This window comes from Kitasatospora sp. NPDC094028 (genome assembly GCF_049543595.1).
Classification (GTDB): Bacteria; Actinomycetota; Actinomycetes; order Streptomycetales; family Streptomycetaceae; genus Kitasatospora.
Map to the genome: position 1 here is coordinate 264,397 of NZ_JBMVFA010000001.1, position 15,138 is coordinate 279,534.

A 15,138-nucleotide genomic window follows, 5' to 3' on the forward strand; every position below is an offset into this window, starting at 1 on the left:
GGATCCGGTCGGGGCTACGCCGGGCCGATCAGGCCGGCGGTGATGCAGGCCGACATGCCGACCCGGGCCAGCCCGCCGCCCGGGTGGGCGCCGCCGCCGACCAGGTAGAGGCCGGGGACGGGCGACTCGTTGGCGGCCTTCAGGCCGGAGGACGGCGCGACCGAGCCGGCGAGCACCGGCTGGGCGACGGCGCCGAACAGCGCGCCGGTCTCCCGCCGGGTGTCCTCCGGGGTGCGCACCACCCGCCACAGCACCCGCTCGCGCAGGCCCAGACCGGCCGCGTCCACGTGGGCGAGCAGCCGGTCGGCGTAGTGCTCGGCGAAGCCGGGGGCCGTCCAGTCGACCTCGCCCTGGGCCGGGACGGTCGCGGTCAGCACCACGCTCTCGTGCGCGTCGTCCGGGCGCAGCGTCGGGTCGTCCGGGCGCAGCACCTGGACGGTCGGGCGCTCGCAGGGCGGCTCGCCGAGGGTGAGGGCGTTCGCCTCGGCGGCCGGATCGGCCGCGTGAACGACCGTCCGGTGCACGGTGCCGGCCGGGCGGCCGCCGCGCAGGGCCAGCAGCACGCTGAACCGGCCGGGCACCTCGACCGGCTCCCAGTCCTCGGGCGGCACCCCCGGCCAGTCGGCCAGGCCCTGGCGGAACAGGGCGCCGGTGTCCATCGCGGAGATCACCACGTCCGCGTCGATCCGGCCGTCCGCCGTCTCGACGCCGCACGCCCGGCCGTCCTCGACGACCACCCGGGTGACGGGCGTGTCGAAGCGGAACGCGACCTTGCGCAGCTCGCAGCGCCGGTACACCGCGTCCGCCAGCGCCCGCAGCCCGCCCCGGACGTACCAGACGCCGAAGGACTGCTCCATGTACGCCAGCACCGCGGCCCCGGCCGGCGCCTGCCCGGACGTCAGGCCGTAGCGCAGCGCGGGCTCGCCCAGCAGGGCGGTCAGGCCCGGGTGGCCGTCGAGCTGCCGGTGCGCCACGGTGTCGAGCGTCCAGCGGACGGGTTTGCGCAGCCGGGCCAGGCCGGTGCGCGGCGGGACGGGGTACGGGTCGGTGTCGAACAGCGCGCGGTCGGCCGGGGTCAGCACGCCGCGCTCGGACGGCAGCGGCTCCTCCAGCAGCGGGCGCCGGGTGGCCTCCCAGACCGTGCGGCCGTGGTTCATCACGGCGCTCCAGCGGGCGCCCGAGCCGGCGCCGAAGGCGGCGTCCAGGGCCTGGCTGACGCCGCCGCGCGAGGCGTTGGGCAGGGTCAGGTCGGTGCCGTCCGGGAACAGGTGCCGGCTCTCCGGGTCGACGGGCGTCAGCTCGACCAGCTGCTCCAGCGGCTCCTTGCCGGTCTTCAGCGCGAGGTCGCGGTAGACGGCGGGCAGGGTGAGCAGGCCGGGACCGGTGTCGAAGGCGAAGCCGTCGCGCTCGTACCGGCCGACCATGCCGCCGTACGTGCCGCTCGCCTCGCAGACCGTCACCCGGTGGCCGAGGGTCGCCAGCCGGGAGGCCGCCGCGAGCCCGCTCATTCCTGCACCGATGACGACGATCTTTGCCATGGCACCCGATCCTAAGCGCCCTGGACCCGGACCCCCGCCCGGGCGGCCCGGCGCTCGCGGCGGCGGGCCCGGAAGGCCCGGATCCGGCTGACCGCCAGCCAGACCAGCAGCAGACCGGCCGCCAGCAGGACGGCGGCGATCGCGGCGGCCGGCCAGGGGTGGAAGATCGCCAGGGTGACCAGGCCGGCCACCGACAGGTCCTCCAGCAGGCTGACCGCGATGTTGCTGGCCGGCTCCGGCGAGGTGTTGACGGCCATCCGCAGGGAGGCCTTCACCAGGTGGGTGACCAGCGCCGTGGTGCCGCCCACCGCGCCGGCGGCGACCTCGCCCAGCGACCCCGGGTCATGGCTCGCCATCAGCACGCCCACGGTGGCGCCGGCGACCGGCCGGATCACCGTGTGCACCACGTCCCAGACGCTGTCCACGTACGGGATCTTGTCGGCCACCGCCTCCAGCAGGAACAGCAGCGCCGCCGCGACCAGCACGTCCGTGCGCTCCAGCGCGGGCGGCACCGACTCCGCGCCGGCGAAGCGGCCCAGCAGCCCGAGCAGCAGCACCACCGCGTACGCGTTGATGCCACTGGCCAGCCCGCTGGTGAAGATCAGCGGCACGATCGTCATCGCACTCCCATGGTTCGCAACTCCGGGCCGTACCGTACCGGCCCGCGGACCGGGACGTCCGCGCAGGTCGCGGCGGTTCCCGGGGCGGCCGGCCGGTCGGGCGGATCTGAGTACGGGTACTCAGATCCGGGGTTGAGTAGTGCAGCGGATGCCCGCGCACCCGCCGGGGCGGGAGAGTGGTGGCACCCGGGAGGCCGGCGCGTCGGGCGTCCGACCGCCCGGGTGGCGGACGCGTCCGTCCACGGGCCGCGACGGCCGGTGGACGGTGGCGAGGTCCGCCGAGGGCGCCGGTCACGGGCCCCGCACCGCCGGCACGGGGCGGCGGAGCGGGCCGGGGGGAGACCGGCCGACCCGGGGGGAGTTCGCTCCGCCGCCCGCGGGGGGACGGCGGAGCGGGGCACACGGCGGCGGCGCGGAGCGGGGGAACGGTCCGCGCCCGCCGCCGGAATGCTGTCCGGGCCGCGTTGTCAGTGGTGCCGTTCACGATGGAGGAGCACGGGCCACCCGGTCCGCGCGCTGCCTCGGAACGGGGGAGACCATGACCATCAGCCATCCTGAGCCCGTCACCGCCCGCCTCCACTCCGCCGCCCTGCCGTACGACCGGGGCCCGCGCCCCGCCGGCGGGGACGTCCATCCCGTGCCGCGCCGGACGGCCGCGCCGCCCGCCGCCCTCGACCTGCTCGCCGACGCGCACCGCACCCTCGCCCGGGCCCGGGCGCTGGAGGACCCGCTGGAGCGCTACGCCACCGCCCACCTGGCCGCACTGCGCACGGTGGCGGCCGTGCTGGCGGTGCGCGGCCGGCCGGAGAAGAACCCGCGCCGGCGCAAGGCGATCCGCAGCGCCTGGGAGGTGCTGCCCGAGGTGGCCCCCGAACTCGCCGAGTGGGCGCTCTACTACGGCGCCGGCGCCCGCCGCCGGGCCGCCGCCGAGGCCGGGATCAGGGGAGCCGCCTCCGCCCGCGACGCCGACGACCTGATCCGCAACTCCGCCCTGTTCCTGCGGCTGGTCGAGCGGCTGCTCGGCCTGCGCGCGGCCCCGCCCGCACCCCGGCTGCCGCTGGGCGCCGGTGACCCGACCGGGGGTGAGCGGAGCGTGTGACGACCCGGTCTAAGGTGGAGGCGTTCTGATCGAACTCCACGTGCCAAGGAGCCCGACCGTGTACCCGACGCGTCCCCGCAGTTCCCTGCGTACCGCCGTGGTGTGGGAGGTGGTGCGGGCAGCCCTGGAGAAGCGGGCGGCCGAGCTGGACCGGCCGGTGCTCGACGTGGTCGACACCGGTGGCGGCACCGGCAACTTCGCCGTGCCCGTCGCCAAGCTCGGCCACCGGGTCACCGTGGTCGACCCGAGCCCGGACGCGCTGTTCGCGCTGGAGCGCCGGGCCGCCGAGGCCGGGGTGACCGACCTCGTCCGGGCCGTCCAGGGCGACACCCAGACGCTGCCCGAGGTGGTCGACGCCGGCAGCGTGGACGCGGTGCTCTGCCACGGCGTGCTGGAGGTCGTCGACGACCCGGCCGAGGCGCTCGGCAGCCTGGCCGGCACCCTGCGCCCGGGCGGGTTCGTCAGCCTGCTGGCCGCCAACCGCAACGGCGCCGTGCTGGCCCGCGCGCTGTCCGGGCACTTCACCGAGGCCCGTACCGTGCTCTCCGCCACGGACGGCCGCTGGGGCGAGCAGGACCCGATGCCGCGCCGCTTCACCGGCGAGGAGCTGGGCCGGCTGGCCGAGGCCGCGGGTCTGCGGGTGGAGTCGGTGCACGGCGTCCGGGTCTTCGCCGACCTCGTCCCCGGCGTGCTGGTGGACACCGAGCCGGGCGCGCTGGAGGCACTGCTGAAGCTGGAGGAGGCGGCCGCCTCCCAGCCCGCGTTCCACGCCGTCGCCACCCAGCTGCACCTGCTGGCCACCCTGGCCTGAACCCGTCGTGGAGCCCGCCGCCGGGCCTGCCGCCCGGCCGCGGCTCAGGCCACCCGCCGCCGTACGGTTCGCACACCGTCCGGCGGCGGTTCGCCGTGCGGACGCCCTCCGGCCGCTTCGGGCTGCGCCGTGGCCCGTTCGTGAAGCTCCCCAGGTCCGGGCCGATTCCACCCGTTCGGGCACTTGTCCGGCTCGCGCGGCGTTGAGCCGGGTGCGGCCCCGACCGGCCGAAGCGGCTCGTCCCACGCGGCGCAGACCACTCCGGAACCGGCTCGCGGACCGTATGATCTGGGTAAAGCCGGAAAGCATGACCGCCGGACGCGTGGGGCATATGGCTGACACGGGCCGGGCCCCCGCACAGGCGTCCGACCACGTGCCCCAAGGCTGATTTCGACTGGCCGCCCCGACCGGGGTGGCGGACCGGTCGCACCCGCGACCGACGAGTAGGAGGACTCCGTGCCGCTCTCGGAGCACGAGCAGCGACTGCTCGACCAGATGGAGCGAGCGCTGTATGCCGAAGATCCCAAATTCGCGTCGGCGCTCGAAGGATCCGGGCTGCGCACCTACACCCGTCGGCGGGTCTACCTGGCCGTCGCCGGCTTCGTGGTGGGCATCGGCCTGCTGATGGGCGGCATGGTCGTCCCGGACCAGATCTGGGTCAGTGTCGTGGGCTTCCTGGTGATGCTCGGATGTGCGGTGTTCGCCGTGACCGGTTGGCGGCGGGGGCCCGCGGGCCAGAGTTCCGGCCCCCGTCCGGCCGCCGCACCGCGCCGCAAGGCCGGGATGATGGACCGGGTGGAGCAGCGCTGGCAGCGCCGCCGGGACGAGCAGACCGGCGGGTTCTGACCCCACCGAAGCCGAAAACGCCGGGGCGGGCAGTCGATCCGACTGCCCGCCCCGGCGTTTCGCCGTTTCGCCGTTCCCGGCCCGGGGCCCCGGAGCGCTCGGCTCCGGTGCCCCGGGGCTCAGGGCTTCGGGCGCCGGGTGAACACCCGCCGCACCGGCCCGAGGACGGCCGCCGACACCCGGTGGACGCGGGCGCCGAGCGCGGCCCGGCCCGCCCCCACCGCGTCGGAGGCCCGCCACCACATCTGCACCGAGGACGGCGGCAGCAGCAGCGCGCGCAGCCGCGTGGCCCGGCCGGCGTTGGCCCGCAGGCCCTCCTGGACGGCCCGGACGTCGGCCGCCAGCGGAGCGGTGGTGACCCGACCGGACGGGGCGTAGAGCGCCCGCTCGGTGGCCAGCGCCACCCGCCCGGTGGCCGCCGCGGTGTCCGGGTCCAGCTTCGAGGCGTCGCTGATCCGGTGGGCGGCCGCCCGCGGGGTGCGCGACTCGTCCGGCGGCATCCCGAAGTCCCAGGCCGAGTCCACCAGCTCCTGCCAGGCGGCCAGCACCTGGGCGTCGGTGAGCTCCGCCGGGCCGTCCCCGCCGGGGCGGCGCCGCCCGCCGCCGCCGAGCCGGCGCCGGCGCAGGGCGTTCCGCCAGAGCATCGGGGTGAGCAGCAGGACGATCACCAGCAGCACCGCGGCGAGGGTGACCAGCAGCTGCCAGGACGGCAGCCAGGACTTGTCCGCGGTGTGGGTGACGGTCTTCGTCTGCGAGCCGCAGTCGCCCAGCTGCTGCTGCTTGCCGCCGCAGTTCTTGCTGGCGCTCGGCGTCGGGGTGGCCCCGGTGGTCGGCGCGGCGGTGGTCGGCGCGGCGGTGGGCGCGGTGGTCGGCGTGCTGGACGCCTCGGTGTACTTGGGCGCGACACCGCGGCTCGGCGTCGGCTCGAAGCGCAGCCAGCCGTAGCCGGAGAAGTACAGCTCGGGCCAGGCGTGGTACATCTTGCCGGTCACCGAGTAGACGCCGCCGCCCTTGGTGTCGCCGGGGGTGAAGCCGACCGCGACCCGGGCCGGGATCTTCAGGGTGCGGGCCATCGCCGCCATGGTGGAGGCGAAGTGCACGCAGAAGCCCTTGCGGTCGCGCAGGAAGACCGCGATGGCGTCGTTGCCGGTGCCGCCGGAGATCGAGGTGTCGTACGAGAACTGCGGGCTGGTGAAGTACCGCACCAGCGCCGTCGCCCGGTCGTAGTCGTTCTGCGCGTCGGCCGTGATCGCCTTGGCCTGCTCGGCGACCACCGGCGGGAGGCCGGCCGGCAGCGCGGTGTAGCGGTCCCGGATGTCCTGCGGCGCGAGGGCCGCCGAGCGCAGCTCGTTGGCGCTGGGGCGCAGGTCGTACGAGGTGACGTGGTAGTTCAGGTCCCGGATCGCGTTGTCGCCGACCGGCACGACGGTGCGGGTCAGCGGGTCGAGCTTCCATTCGCTCCGGTTGGGGACCTGGACGGACGAGGCCGGGTACGGCATCGGCAGCCAGCTCTTGCCGCCCAGCTTGTCGCCGACCCGGAAGTCGCTCTCGATCCGGGGGACCATGGCGTCCCGCAGGCCCTCGGGGTTGGGCAGGTTGGCCGGCAGGTCGTTGACCGTGGTGCTGCTGAGCTTCCAGCTGGTGCCGTCGAACTGGTCGAGCGAGCCGGTGCGCAGGTAGGTCTGGTCGGCCTGCGAGCTGTCCATGCTGTACGTGAAGAGCACGGTGTCACTGGGCTTGCTGATCGCCGCTTCCAGGCTGACCATCGGGTCGAGGCTGCTCGCGGTGCCGCCGGTGCCGGTGCCGTTCCCGGAGGACGATCCGCCGGAGTCGGAGCCCAGCAGGCCGGCGCCGCCGTGCGGCAGCAGGATGGGCAGTAGCAGGGCCACCGCCAGCGCGAGCACGCCGACCTGCCGGCCGCCGGGGCTGACGGAGGTGGCGCCGCCGACGCCCTGCGGGCCGCGGAAGACCTTCCCCCAGCGCGTGGCGCGGTCCTGGCCTTCCGCGAACAGCAGGACGAGGTAGCCGAGCGCGGCCAGCGCGAACCAGATCCAGCTGCCGCGGTCCCCGGCCAGCTTGTTGCCGACCGAGTACAGGGTCAGCAGCGGGAGCCCGGCCAGTGCCGCGCGCCGGTAGGTCACCGCGATGGTGTCCACCACGATGGCGACCAGGCCGACCGAGGAGACCAGGATCAGCCGCAGGCCGGCCGTGGGCGGCGCCGGGATGGCGTACTGCTGGACGTCGTCGACACCGGCCGAGAAGGTGTTGCTGAGGGTGCGCATCGTGGTCGGCCCGGGCACGAACCCGCCGCCGAAGCCGATCAGCAGGAGCAGCAGCAGGAGCAGCAGCTGGGCGATCGGCACGCTCCAGCGGAACAGCGGGGAGCGGCGCAGGCCGGCGCCGGCGGCCGCGAGCACGGCGATCACCAGCAGGCTGAAGGTGAGCCAGCTGCGGGTGGTCAGCAGCGGGAGCAGGCACAGCGAGGCGAGGGCGGTGGCCAGCGCCGAGTAGACGGTCAGTTTGGCCCGAGTGGTCACGCGCCGGCCCCTTCTCGATGGTGGGCGGTCGTCTTGGGGCCGTCGACGCGCTGCCAGAGCTCCGGCAGGGAGTCGCCGGCCCGCACCGGCAGGACGGTCCAGCCGGCCTCGCTCAGCTGGCGGGCCCGGGCGCGGAACTCGTCGCCGCCGGTGTGCGGGGCGAGCATCCGCAGGCCGGTCCAGGTGCCGGTGTCCAGCAGGAGGGCGATCGCCCCGCCGGTGCGGCCGCGCAGCCGGGCGAGCCGGGCGGCCTGGGTCTCGTCCAGTTCGCCGAGCACGGCGACCAGCAGGCCCTCGCCGGAGGCCCGCAGCGGCTCCTCGGCACGGGAGAGCCCCCCGCCGTCCGACAGGTCGACGACCGCGAGGGCGTCCAGGATCAGCCCGGAGGTCTCGGCGGGCTGGTGGTTCCCGCTGTCGGGCGCGGGCACCCAGTGGCCGGTGTCGGTGAGCAGCTGGGTCTGGTAGCCGCGCTGCAGCAGGTGCGCGGTGACGGAGGCGGCGCAGCTCACCGCCCACTCGAAGGAGGAGGCGGGGCCGCTGCCCCGGTGGGCGATCTCCCGGGTGTCCAGCAGGACGGTGGCGCGGGCCTTCTGCGGCTGCTCCTCGCGGCGCACCATCAGCTCGCCGTAGCGGGCGGTGGACTTCCAGTGCACCCGGCGCAGGTCGTCGCCGGGCCGGTACTCGCGCAGGATCACGTCGTCGTCGCCGGCCAGCGCCAGGGTGCGGCTGCGGCTCTCGCCCTGGCCGGCCCACTCGCCGCTGATCCGCACGTGCGGCAGGACCTGGACCTGGGGGACGACGGTGAGCACGTCGTGGGCGGCGAAGGCGCGGTTGACCTCGCACATCCCGAACGGGTCGGACAGCCGCAGCTGCAGCGGCCCGAGCGGGTAGCGGCCGCGCAGGTCGGAGCGGACCCGGTAGGACACCTCGCGGAAGCCGTGCGGCTCGACCCGGTCCAGCACGAAGCGCGGGCGCGGCCCGAGCACGTACGGGACCTTGTCCTCCAGCAGCAGTACGCCGGTGGGCACCCGCGAGACGTTGTCGATCCGCAGGTGGACCCGGGCCTCCTGGCCGGCGACGGCCCGGTGCGGGCTGAGCCGGCGTCCGCTGGCCACCCGGTAGCGGGTGTTGGCGACCACCAGCACGGCGACCATCGGCAGCACGGTGAGCAGCACGCCGACGCGCAGCAGGGCGTCCTGGCCGAGCACGTAGGCGCAGGCCACCAGGGCGAGCCCGGCGGCCAGGAAGGAGCGGCCCCGGGTGGTCAGGCCGCGGATTCCGGCCCGTAGCCCCGAGGCCTGGTCGGATGCCGTCACCTCAGCCCCTCCGGACGGCCGGGCCGCCCTGCGGGCGCGGCAGCGGCACCCGGGAGACCAGCTCGGCGACGATCTGCTCGGTGGTGCGGCGGTTGAGCTGGGTCTCGGCGGTCGGCATCAGGCGGTGCGCGAGGACCGGGACGGCCAGGCGCTGCAGGTCGTCCGGGATGACGTAGTCGCGGCCGTCCAGCGCGGCGGCGGCGCGGGCGGCCCGGACCAGGTGCAGGGTGGCGCGCGGCGAGGCGCCCAGGCGCAGCTCGTGGCTGGCGCGGGTGGCGCCGACCAGGTCGACGGCGTAGCGGCGGACCGGGTCGGCGATGTGCACGGCGCGGACGAGGTCGATCAGCTTGAGGATGTCGGAGGCGTGCGCGACCGGCTGCAGGTCCGCCAGCGGGTCGGCGCCGCCGTGCACGTCCAGCATCGCGAACTCGGCCTCGGGGCTGGGGTAGCCGATCGAGATCCGGGCCATGAAGCGGTCGCGCTGGGCCTCGGGCAGCGGGTAGGTGCCCTCCATCTCGACCGGGTTCTGGGTGGCCACGACCATGAACGGCGAGGGCAGCTCGTAGCTGGTGCCGTCGATGGTGACCTGGCGCTCGGCCATGGACTCCAGCAGCGCGGACTGGGTCTTCGGCGAGGCGCGGTTGATCTCGTCGCCGACCACGATCTGGGCGAAGATGGCGCCTGGGCGGAACTCGAAGTCGCGCTGGTGCTGGTCGTAGATGTTGGTGCCGGTCACGTCGGACGGCAGCAGGTCGGGCGTGAACTGGATGCGGCGCACGGTGCAGTCGACCGAGCGGGCGAGAGCCTTGGCCAGCATGGTCTTGCCGACGCCCGGCACGTCCTCCAGCAGGAGGTGGCCCTCGGCGAGCAGGACCGTGAGGGCGATCCGGATGGCCTCCGGCTTGCCCTCGATCACGCTTTCGATGTTGGCGCGGACCTTGTCCACGACCGCGGCGAGTTCGGGAAGCCCGACCCGGTGGTACCCGTCCGTCCCCTGGCCCCCCGCAGGACCGCCGAGACCGGCCTGATCGTTGTAGCTCGTCACCCGTTTACGCTCCCTGGCACCCTGTCCGGCCTCACCCCGAGGCCGGACCCCACCCCTGCTGGACGCGGCCGGCCCGGGGGCGGTTCCGAGGCTGGACCCGGCGCCGTGGGCGGCCTGCGGCCGCGCCGGCCCCAGGTGGTTCGGGGTCCGACCGGCAGGCGCATTCTCTCCCGCGGGGTGGCCGGAAGTCACCCCAGGGGTCGGTGCGGACGAAGGTGCCCGGGATGCCCCGGGATGCCCGGCCGACGTCGGCCGGGCGGGGGCCCGGGCGGGGGTCTAGTGGATCTCGCGCAGCAGTCCGGTGTGGACGTCGAAGACGAAGCCGCGGACGTCGTCGGTGTGGAGGAGGAAGGGAGAGGTGCGCACCCGCTGCATGGACTGGCGGACGTCGCCGTCCAGGTCGACGAAGGCCTCCACCGCCCACTGCGGGCGCTGGCCGACCTCCGCCTCCAGCTCGCGGCGGAAGTCCTCGGTGAGGCCGAGCAGGCCGCAGCCGGTGTGGTGGATCAGCGCGATCGAGCGGGTGCCCAGGGCGCGCTGGCTGATGGTCAGGGAGCGGATGGTGTCGTCGGTGACGACGCCGCCGGCGTTGCGGATGACGTGCGCGTCGCCGAGTTCGAGGCCGAGCGCGGCGAACAGGTCGAGGCGGGCGTCCATGCAGGCCACCACGGCGATCTTCTGGACCGGGCGGGCGTCCATGCCGCCGTCCCGGAAGGTCACCGCGTACTCGCGGTTGGCGCTCACGAAGCGGTCGATGATGGTGGGTCCGGCGGAGGTGGCAGCGGCGGCGTGCGGCGTGGGCCGGTCAGGGGTCACTGTCATGGGGGTGACGTTAGTGCGATCCGGGGGCCCGTGGAGGGGGGAAGGGCTACAGAACCTGAGGCTGTGACCGAGCGCATAGCCACAACGGGAGGGTTTGTCCCGGCTGGTCCCCGCGGGGATCGCGAGCGAGGTCCGGACGGGGGCGCGCGGCGGCCCGCGAAGGCCCCCGGACGGGGCCGCCCGGAGGCCACCCCAACGGCCGCGACCTGCGGTGATCCGTACCGCCGCCCGGGTGGTGCGCCGGAGCGGGCCATTGACTGGCAAGGTCCGCGCGATAGAGTTTGCGGCGCGGTCGAGCACAGCCGCCGGGGCCCGTCAACCGGGCCTTTCCGGCCGGTGCGGCTCCACCGACGCGGCCCGTGGCCTCCACCCGCTCCGTGCTCACCTGGCGCACCTTCCCCGGCGCCGGGCGGGTGCGTCCTTCCCCTTGAGCGGGCGGGGACCACGGGCCGCGTCGTGCTGCCGGGGGCGGGTGGGCGAGAATGGCCGCAGCTCCCGGACGTCGGGCGCTCCGCACCGAGGAAGGGCGCCACCGCGCATGAGCAGCAACGAACCCGGCCCCAAGCACGTTCCGGTGATGCTGCAGCGGTGCATGGACGCGCTGGCGCCGGCGATCTCGCGCCCCGGGGCGGTGGTGGTGGACGCCACCCTCGGCCTCGGGGGGCACAGCGAGGCCCTGCTCACCCAGTTCCCGGAGGTCCGGCTGATCGCGGTGGACCGCGACCCGCAGGCGCTGAAGCTGTCCGGCGAGCGGCTGGCGCGCTTCGGTGACCGGGCCACCCTGGTGCACGCGGTCTACGACGAGATCCCCGAGGTGCTGGAGCGCCTGGGCATCGACCGGGTGGACGGCATCCTGTTCGACCTCGGTGTCTCCTCGATGCAGCTGGACGAGGCGGACCGTGGCTTCGCGTACGCGCAGGACGCGCCGCTGGACATGCGGATGGACCAGACCCGGGGGATCAGCGCGGCGGAGGTGCTGAACACCTACAGCCACGGCGACCTGGCCCGGATCCTCAAGGTGTACGGCGAGGAGCGGTTCGCCGGGAAGATCGCCTCGGTGATCCTGCGGGAGCGGGAGAAGGAACCGTTCACCAACAGCGCGCGTCTGGTCGATCTGGTGCGCAACGCCATTCCGGCGGCGACCCGCCGCACCGGCGGGAACCCGGCCAAGCGGACGTTCCAGGCCCTGCGGATCGAGGTCAACGGCGAGCTGGAGGTGCTGGACCGGGCGATCCCGGGCGCGCTGGACGTCCTCGCGCTCGGTGGTCGGATCGTCGTGATGTCCTACCAGTCGCTGGAAGACCGCCTGGTGAAGCAGTACTTCGCCGCCGGGGCGACCAGCACCGCCCCGCCGGGACTGCCGTTCATCCCGGAGGAGCACCAGCCCTGGCTCAAACTGATCACCCGCGGTGCCGAGCTGGCCACCGAGGAGGAGATCGAGGAGAACCGGCGCGCCGCGCCCGTACGGCTGCGGGTGGCGGAGAGGATCAGGGACCGTAACAAGCGGGGCTGACACGACGGCCCCGGCGGGGTCCGAAGGGCGGAGGAAAGCGGTGGGGCCGGTGGCCGGTGGGGTCCGGACGGGGCGGGGAACACTCCCCGGGCAGGGCAGGGCGCGGATCACGGTCCGGCCGGGGCGGCGCCCGGTGCGCGGGCGCACGCCGTTCGCCGTGCTCGTGGTGGTGCTGCTGGCCGGCGGGCTGTTCGGGCTGCTGGCGCTGAACACCGCCCTCAACGAGGGCTCCTTCGAGCTGTCCCGGCTGCAGAAGCAGACCACCAAGGCCACCGACGAACAGCAGGGCCTCCAGCACGAGATCGACCAGTCCTCGGCGCCGGACGCGCTGGCCAAGCGGGCCGCCGAACTGGGCATGGTCCCGGCCGGCGGGATGGCCTTCCTGGACGTCCCGAACGGCGGCAAGGTGATCGGCACGCCCGGGCCGGCCCAGGACAGCCCGCCGGTGAAGCGCTCGACGGTCGAGCCGTGGCCGATGAAGCCGACCCCGCAGGCCACCGCCCCGGCGGCCGCCCCTGCCGGCACGCCCAGCCCGGCGGCGTCGAGCAGCGACTCGGTCGTCCAGCTCAACCCCGTCGCCCCGGCCGCACCCGCGCAGCCGCAGCACCCGGGGGGTGCGGCCCGATGAGCACGCCCCGCCAGCCCACCGGCGGTTCCGGATCCGGCTCCGGCGCCGGGAACGGCCGCCGCCAGACGCCCCGCGCCGGTGCGCCCCGCCAGGGCGTGCCGCGCGAGCGCTCCGCCACCGGCCGGCCGCAGCCGGCCAAGGGACAGCCCGCCAAGCAGCCCGTGAAGGGGCAGCCGGTACGCGGGCAGTCCGCCAAGCCCCCGGCCGCCAAGCCCGCGACCGGCCGCGCCCCGGCCGCGAAGCCCGCACCGGCCAAGGCCGCCGCCGCGAAGCCCGCCGCCGCGAAGGGCCAGCCCGCCCGGTCGGCGCAGCCCGGCCGCGGCCCCGCCGCCAAGGTGCAGCCCGCCAAGGTCGCCGCCGCCCGTACTCCGCGCGCGCCGCAGCAGCGCCGCCCCGAGGGCCGCCCGCCGGCCCGGGGCCAGGCCGCGGTGCGGCCGCGCCCGAAGCCCCGGCTGCCGCAGCGGCCCAAGGCCCTGCGGCTGGCCGAGCCCAGGCGCCGGTTGCGGGTGATCACCGTGGTGATGTCGCTGGTGTTCTCGGTGTTCGCCGGGCGGCTGGTGCAGCTCCAGCTGCTGGACTCCGACGCGCTGGCCGCCGACGCCAACAACAACCGCTACCAGAACATCCCGATCACCGCCGAGCGCGGCTCGATAACGTCCTCGGACGGCGTGGCGCTGGCCGCCACCGTCGACGCGTACGACATCACCGCCGACCCGGCGATGTTCACCCCGGAGTCGACCGGCATCCCGGACGCCCCGGAGCAGGCCGCCGCGCTGCTGGCGCCGGTCCTCGGCGTGTCCAAGGAGAAGCTCGCCGCCGACCTGCACACCCCCAAGACCCGCTACAAGCGGCTCGCCGCCCAGCAGACCCCGGCCGCCAAGAACCAGATCAGCGACCTCAAGGCGAGCCTGGAGAAGCAGGCCGGCTCGCGCACCTGCCAGGCGCAGCGCAAGCTCCTGACCAAGCCCGCCGAGCAGGGCGGGCGCACCCGGATCGACAACGAGTGCGCCAACCCGCTCGCCGGGGTGTTCAACCGGGAGACCCAGAAGCGGATCTACCCGGCCGGCGGGCTGGCCGCCAACCTGGTCGGCTTCGTGAACGGCGAGGGCGAGGGCGCGGGCGGTCTGGAGTTGCAGTACCAGAAGCAGCTGGCCGGCAAGGACGGCCACAGCAGCTACGCCCAGGCGGGCGGTCGGCTGGTGCCCACGGCCGGCGGCTCGCGGGAGCCCGCCGTGCCCGGCAGCGACGTGAAGCTGACCATCAACCGCGACATCCAGTGGGCCGCCCAGCGGGCGATCACCGACCAGGTGGCCAACTCCGGCGCGGAGAAGGGCTACGTCGTCGTCCAGGACGTGAAGACCGGCCAGGTCCTCGCGATGGCCACCGCGCCCGGCTTCAACCCGGCCGACCTGTCCAGCGCCAAGCAGTCCCAGCTGGGCAATGCCGCGCTCCAGGACGCGTACGAGCCGGGCAGCACCGCGAAGCTGATGAGCCTGGCCGCCGTGCTGGACACCGGCAAGGCCAACTGGGACACCAAGGTGACGGTGCCGTACCCGCTGGTCCGGGCCGGGCAGCAGTTCAAGGACGACGTCGAGCACGGCACCTGGTACCTGACCCTGGCCGGGGTGCTGGCCAAGTCCTCGAACATCGGCACCATCGAGGCGATCGAGACCCTCGGCGACGGCGACCAGCTGAAGGCCAACCAGGTGCTGGACGGCTACATGCGCAAGTTCGGGGTGGCCCAGCCGACCGGTCTGAACTTCCCGGGGGAGACCCCGGGGAAGCTCAAGAAGCCGGAGGACCTGGTCGCCTCGGAGAAGTACAACATCTCCTTCGGCCAGGGCCCGATGCAGATGAACGCCCTGCAGGCGACGTCGGTGTACTCGACCATCGCCAACGGCGGGGTGCGGGTCGCGCCCAGCATCGTCCAGGGCGTCACCGGCCCGGACGGCACGTACACCCCGACGCCGGCGGGCGAGCAGACCCGGGTGGTCAGCGAGCAGACCGCCAAGACCCTCACCTCGATGCTGGAGTCGGTCGTCGACGACGAGCAGGGCACCGGCGGCAAGGCCGCGATCCCCGGCTACCGGGTCGCGGGCAAGACCGGCACGGCCAACCGGGGGGCCGCCAACGGGGTCGGCTACGACGGCTACACCGCCTCGTTCATCGGCTTCGCCCCCGCCGACGCCCCCCGCTACACCGTCTCCTGCACCCTCCAGGGCCCGGTCAACGGGCACTTCGGCGGCCAGCTGTGCGGGCCGGTGTTCAAGCAGGTGATGGAGTTCACCCTGAAGACCATGCAGGTCCCGCCGAGCGGCAGCCAGGCGCCGAACCTGGCCGTCGACTGGAAGCCGTGAGCGCGC

General features: G+C 74.9%; 12 protein-coding genes. 6 read left to right on the forward strand and 6 right to left on the reverse strand.

All coding sequences use genetic code 11. From position 1 onward, the window contains the following. Positions 1-14: 14 nt before the first annotated feature. Positions 15-1,538, reverse strand: coding sequence for a phytoene desaturase family protein (locus tag ACPC54_RS01170; protein ID WP_498959825.1), 1,524 nt, complete (start codon positions 1,536-1,538; stop codon positions 15-17). 11 nt (positions 1,539-1,549) lie between these two features. Beyond that, positions 1,550-2,158, reverse strand: coding sequence for a DUF4126 domain-containing protein (locus ACPC54_RS01175; protein ID WP_498959827.1), 609 nt, complete (start codon positions 2,156-2,158; stop codon positions 1,550-1,552). Positions 2,159-2,696: 538 nt separating this feature from the next. On the opposite strand from ACPC54_RS01175, the gene ACPC54_RS01180 reads away from it, so the two are divergent. The 3 genes from ACPC54_RS01180 to ACPC54_RS01190 all read left to right on the forward strand — a co-directional run bounded on the left by ACPC54_RS01180 (position 2,697) and on the right by ACPC54_RS01190 (position 4,914). After that, positions 2,697-3,257 (forward strand): SAV_6107 family HEPN domain-containing protein, encoded by a 561-nt coding sequence (locus ACPC54_RS01180; RefSeq protein ID WP_498959829.1) that lies wholly within the window; start codon positions 2,697-2,699, stop codon positions 3,255-3,257. A gap of 58 nt (positions 3,258-3,315) precedes the next feature. Further along, positions 3,316-4,068, forward strand: coding sequence for a methyltransferase domain-containing protein (locus ACPC54_RS01185; protein WP_498959831.1), 753 nt, complete (start codon positions 3,316-3,318; stop codon positions 4,066-4,068). Positions 4,069-4,524: 456 nt separating this feature from the next. Then, complete coding sequence (locus ACPC54_RS01190) at positions 4,525-4,914, forward strand: SCO2097 family morphological protein (RefSeq protein WP_045692139.1); 390 nt, start codon at positions 4,525-4,527, stop codon at positions 4,912-4,914. A gap of 119 nt (positions 4,915-5,033) precedes the next feature. Here the strand turns inward: ACPC54_RS01190 and ACPC54_RS01195 are convergent, their stop codons facing one another. From ACPC54_RS01195 to ACPC54_RS01210, 4 genes are all read right to left on the reverse strand, one after another. Further along, a complete protein-coding gene (locus ACPC54_RS01195; protein ID WP_498959834.1) occupies positions 5,034-7,451 on the reverse strand; it encodes a transglutaminase TgpA family protein in 2,418 nt (805 codons plus the stop codon). Further along, positions 7,448-8,767 (reverse strand): DUF58 domain-containing protein, encoded by a 1,320-nt coding sequence (locus ACPC54_RS01200; protein ID WP_498959836.1) that lies wholly within the window; start codon positions 8,765-8,767, stop codon positions 7,448-7,450. Before ACPC54_RS01200 ends, ACPC54_RS01195 begins: the two co-directional genes overlap by 4 nt. 1 nt (position 8,768) lies before the next feature. After that, entirely contained in the window at positions 8,769-9,812 is a 1,044-nt protein-coding gene (locus ACPC54_RS01205) for an AAA family ATPase (RefSeq protein WP_498959838.1), read from the reverse strand. Between the two features lie 276 nt (positions 9,813-10,088). Beyond that, positions 10,089-10,634: a beta-class carbonic anhydrase gene (locus ACPC54_RS01210; RefSeq protein ID WP_498959840.1), complete on the reverse strand. Its 546-nt coding sequence runs from the start codon at positions 10,632-10,634 to the stop codon at positions 10,089-10,091. A gap of 538 nt (positions 10,635-11,172) precedes the next feature. Between ACPC54_RS01210 and rsmH the strand changes: the two genes are divergently transcribed. From rsmH to ACPC54_RS01225, 3 genes are all read left to right on the forward strand, one after another. Then, on the forward strand, positions 11,173-12,147 hold the full coding sequence (gene rsmH, locus ACPC54_RS01215) for a 16S rRNA (cytosine(1402)-N(4))-methyltransferase RsmH (protein ID WP_498959842.1): 975 nt from the start codon (positions 11,173-11,175) through the stop codon (positions 12,145-12,147). 133 nt (positions 12,148-12,280) lie between these two features. Continuing rightward, a complete protein-coding gene (gene ftsL, locus ACPC54_RS01220) occupies positions 12,281-12,775 on the forward strand; it encodes a cell division protein FtsL (RefSeq protein ID WP_498959844.1) in 495 nt (164 codons plus the stop codon). Next, entirely contained in the window at positions 12,772-15,132 is a 2,361-nt protein-coding gene (locus ACPC54_RS01225; RefSeq protein ID WP_498959846.1) for a peptidoglycan D,D-transpeptidase FtsI family protein, read from the forward strand. Before ftsL ends, ACPC54_RS01225 begins: the two co-directional genes overlap by 4 nt. The last annotated feature ends 6 nt before the right edge of the window (positions 15,133-15,138 follow it).

Bases quoted from the DNA above. Each gene is read 5' to 3' on its own strand.
- ACPC54_RS01170 (WP_498959825.1), bottom strand. From the start codon at position 1,538: ATGGCAAAGATCGTCGTCATCGGTGCAGGAATGAGCGGGCTCGCGGCG.
- rsmH (WP_498959842.1), top strand. From the start codon at position 11,173: ATGAGCAGCAACGAACCCGGCCCCAAGCACGTTCCGGTGATGCTGCAG.
- ACPC54_RS01225 (WP_498959846.1), top strand. From the start codon at position 12,772: ATGAGCACGCCCCGCCAGCCCACCGGCGGTTCCGGATCCGGCTCCGGC.
- ACPC54_RS01175 (WP_498959827.1), bottom strand. From the start codon at position 2,158: ATGACGATCGTGCCGCTGATCTTCACCAGCGGGCTGGCCAGTGGCATC.
- ACPC54_RS01210 (WP_498959840.1), bottom strand. From the start codon at position 10,634: ATGACAGTGACCCCTGACCGGCCCACGCCGCACGCCGCCGCTGCCACC.
- ACPC54_RS01180 (WP_498959829.1), top strand. From the start codon at position 2,697: ATGACCATCAGCCATCCTGAGCCCGTCACCGCCCGCCTCCACTCCGCC.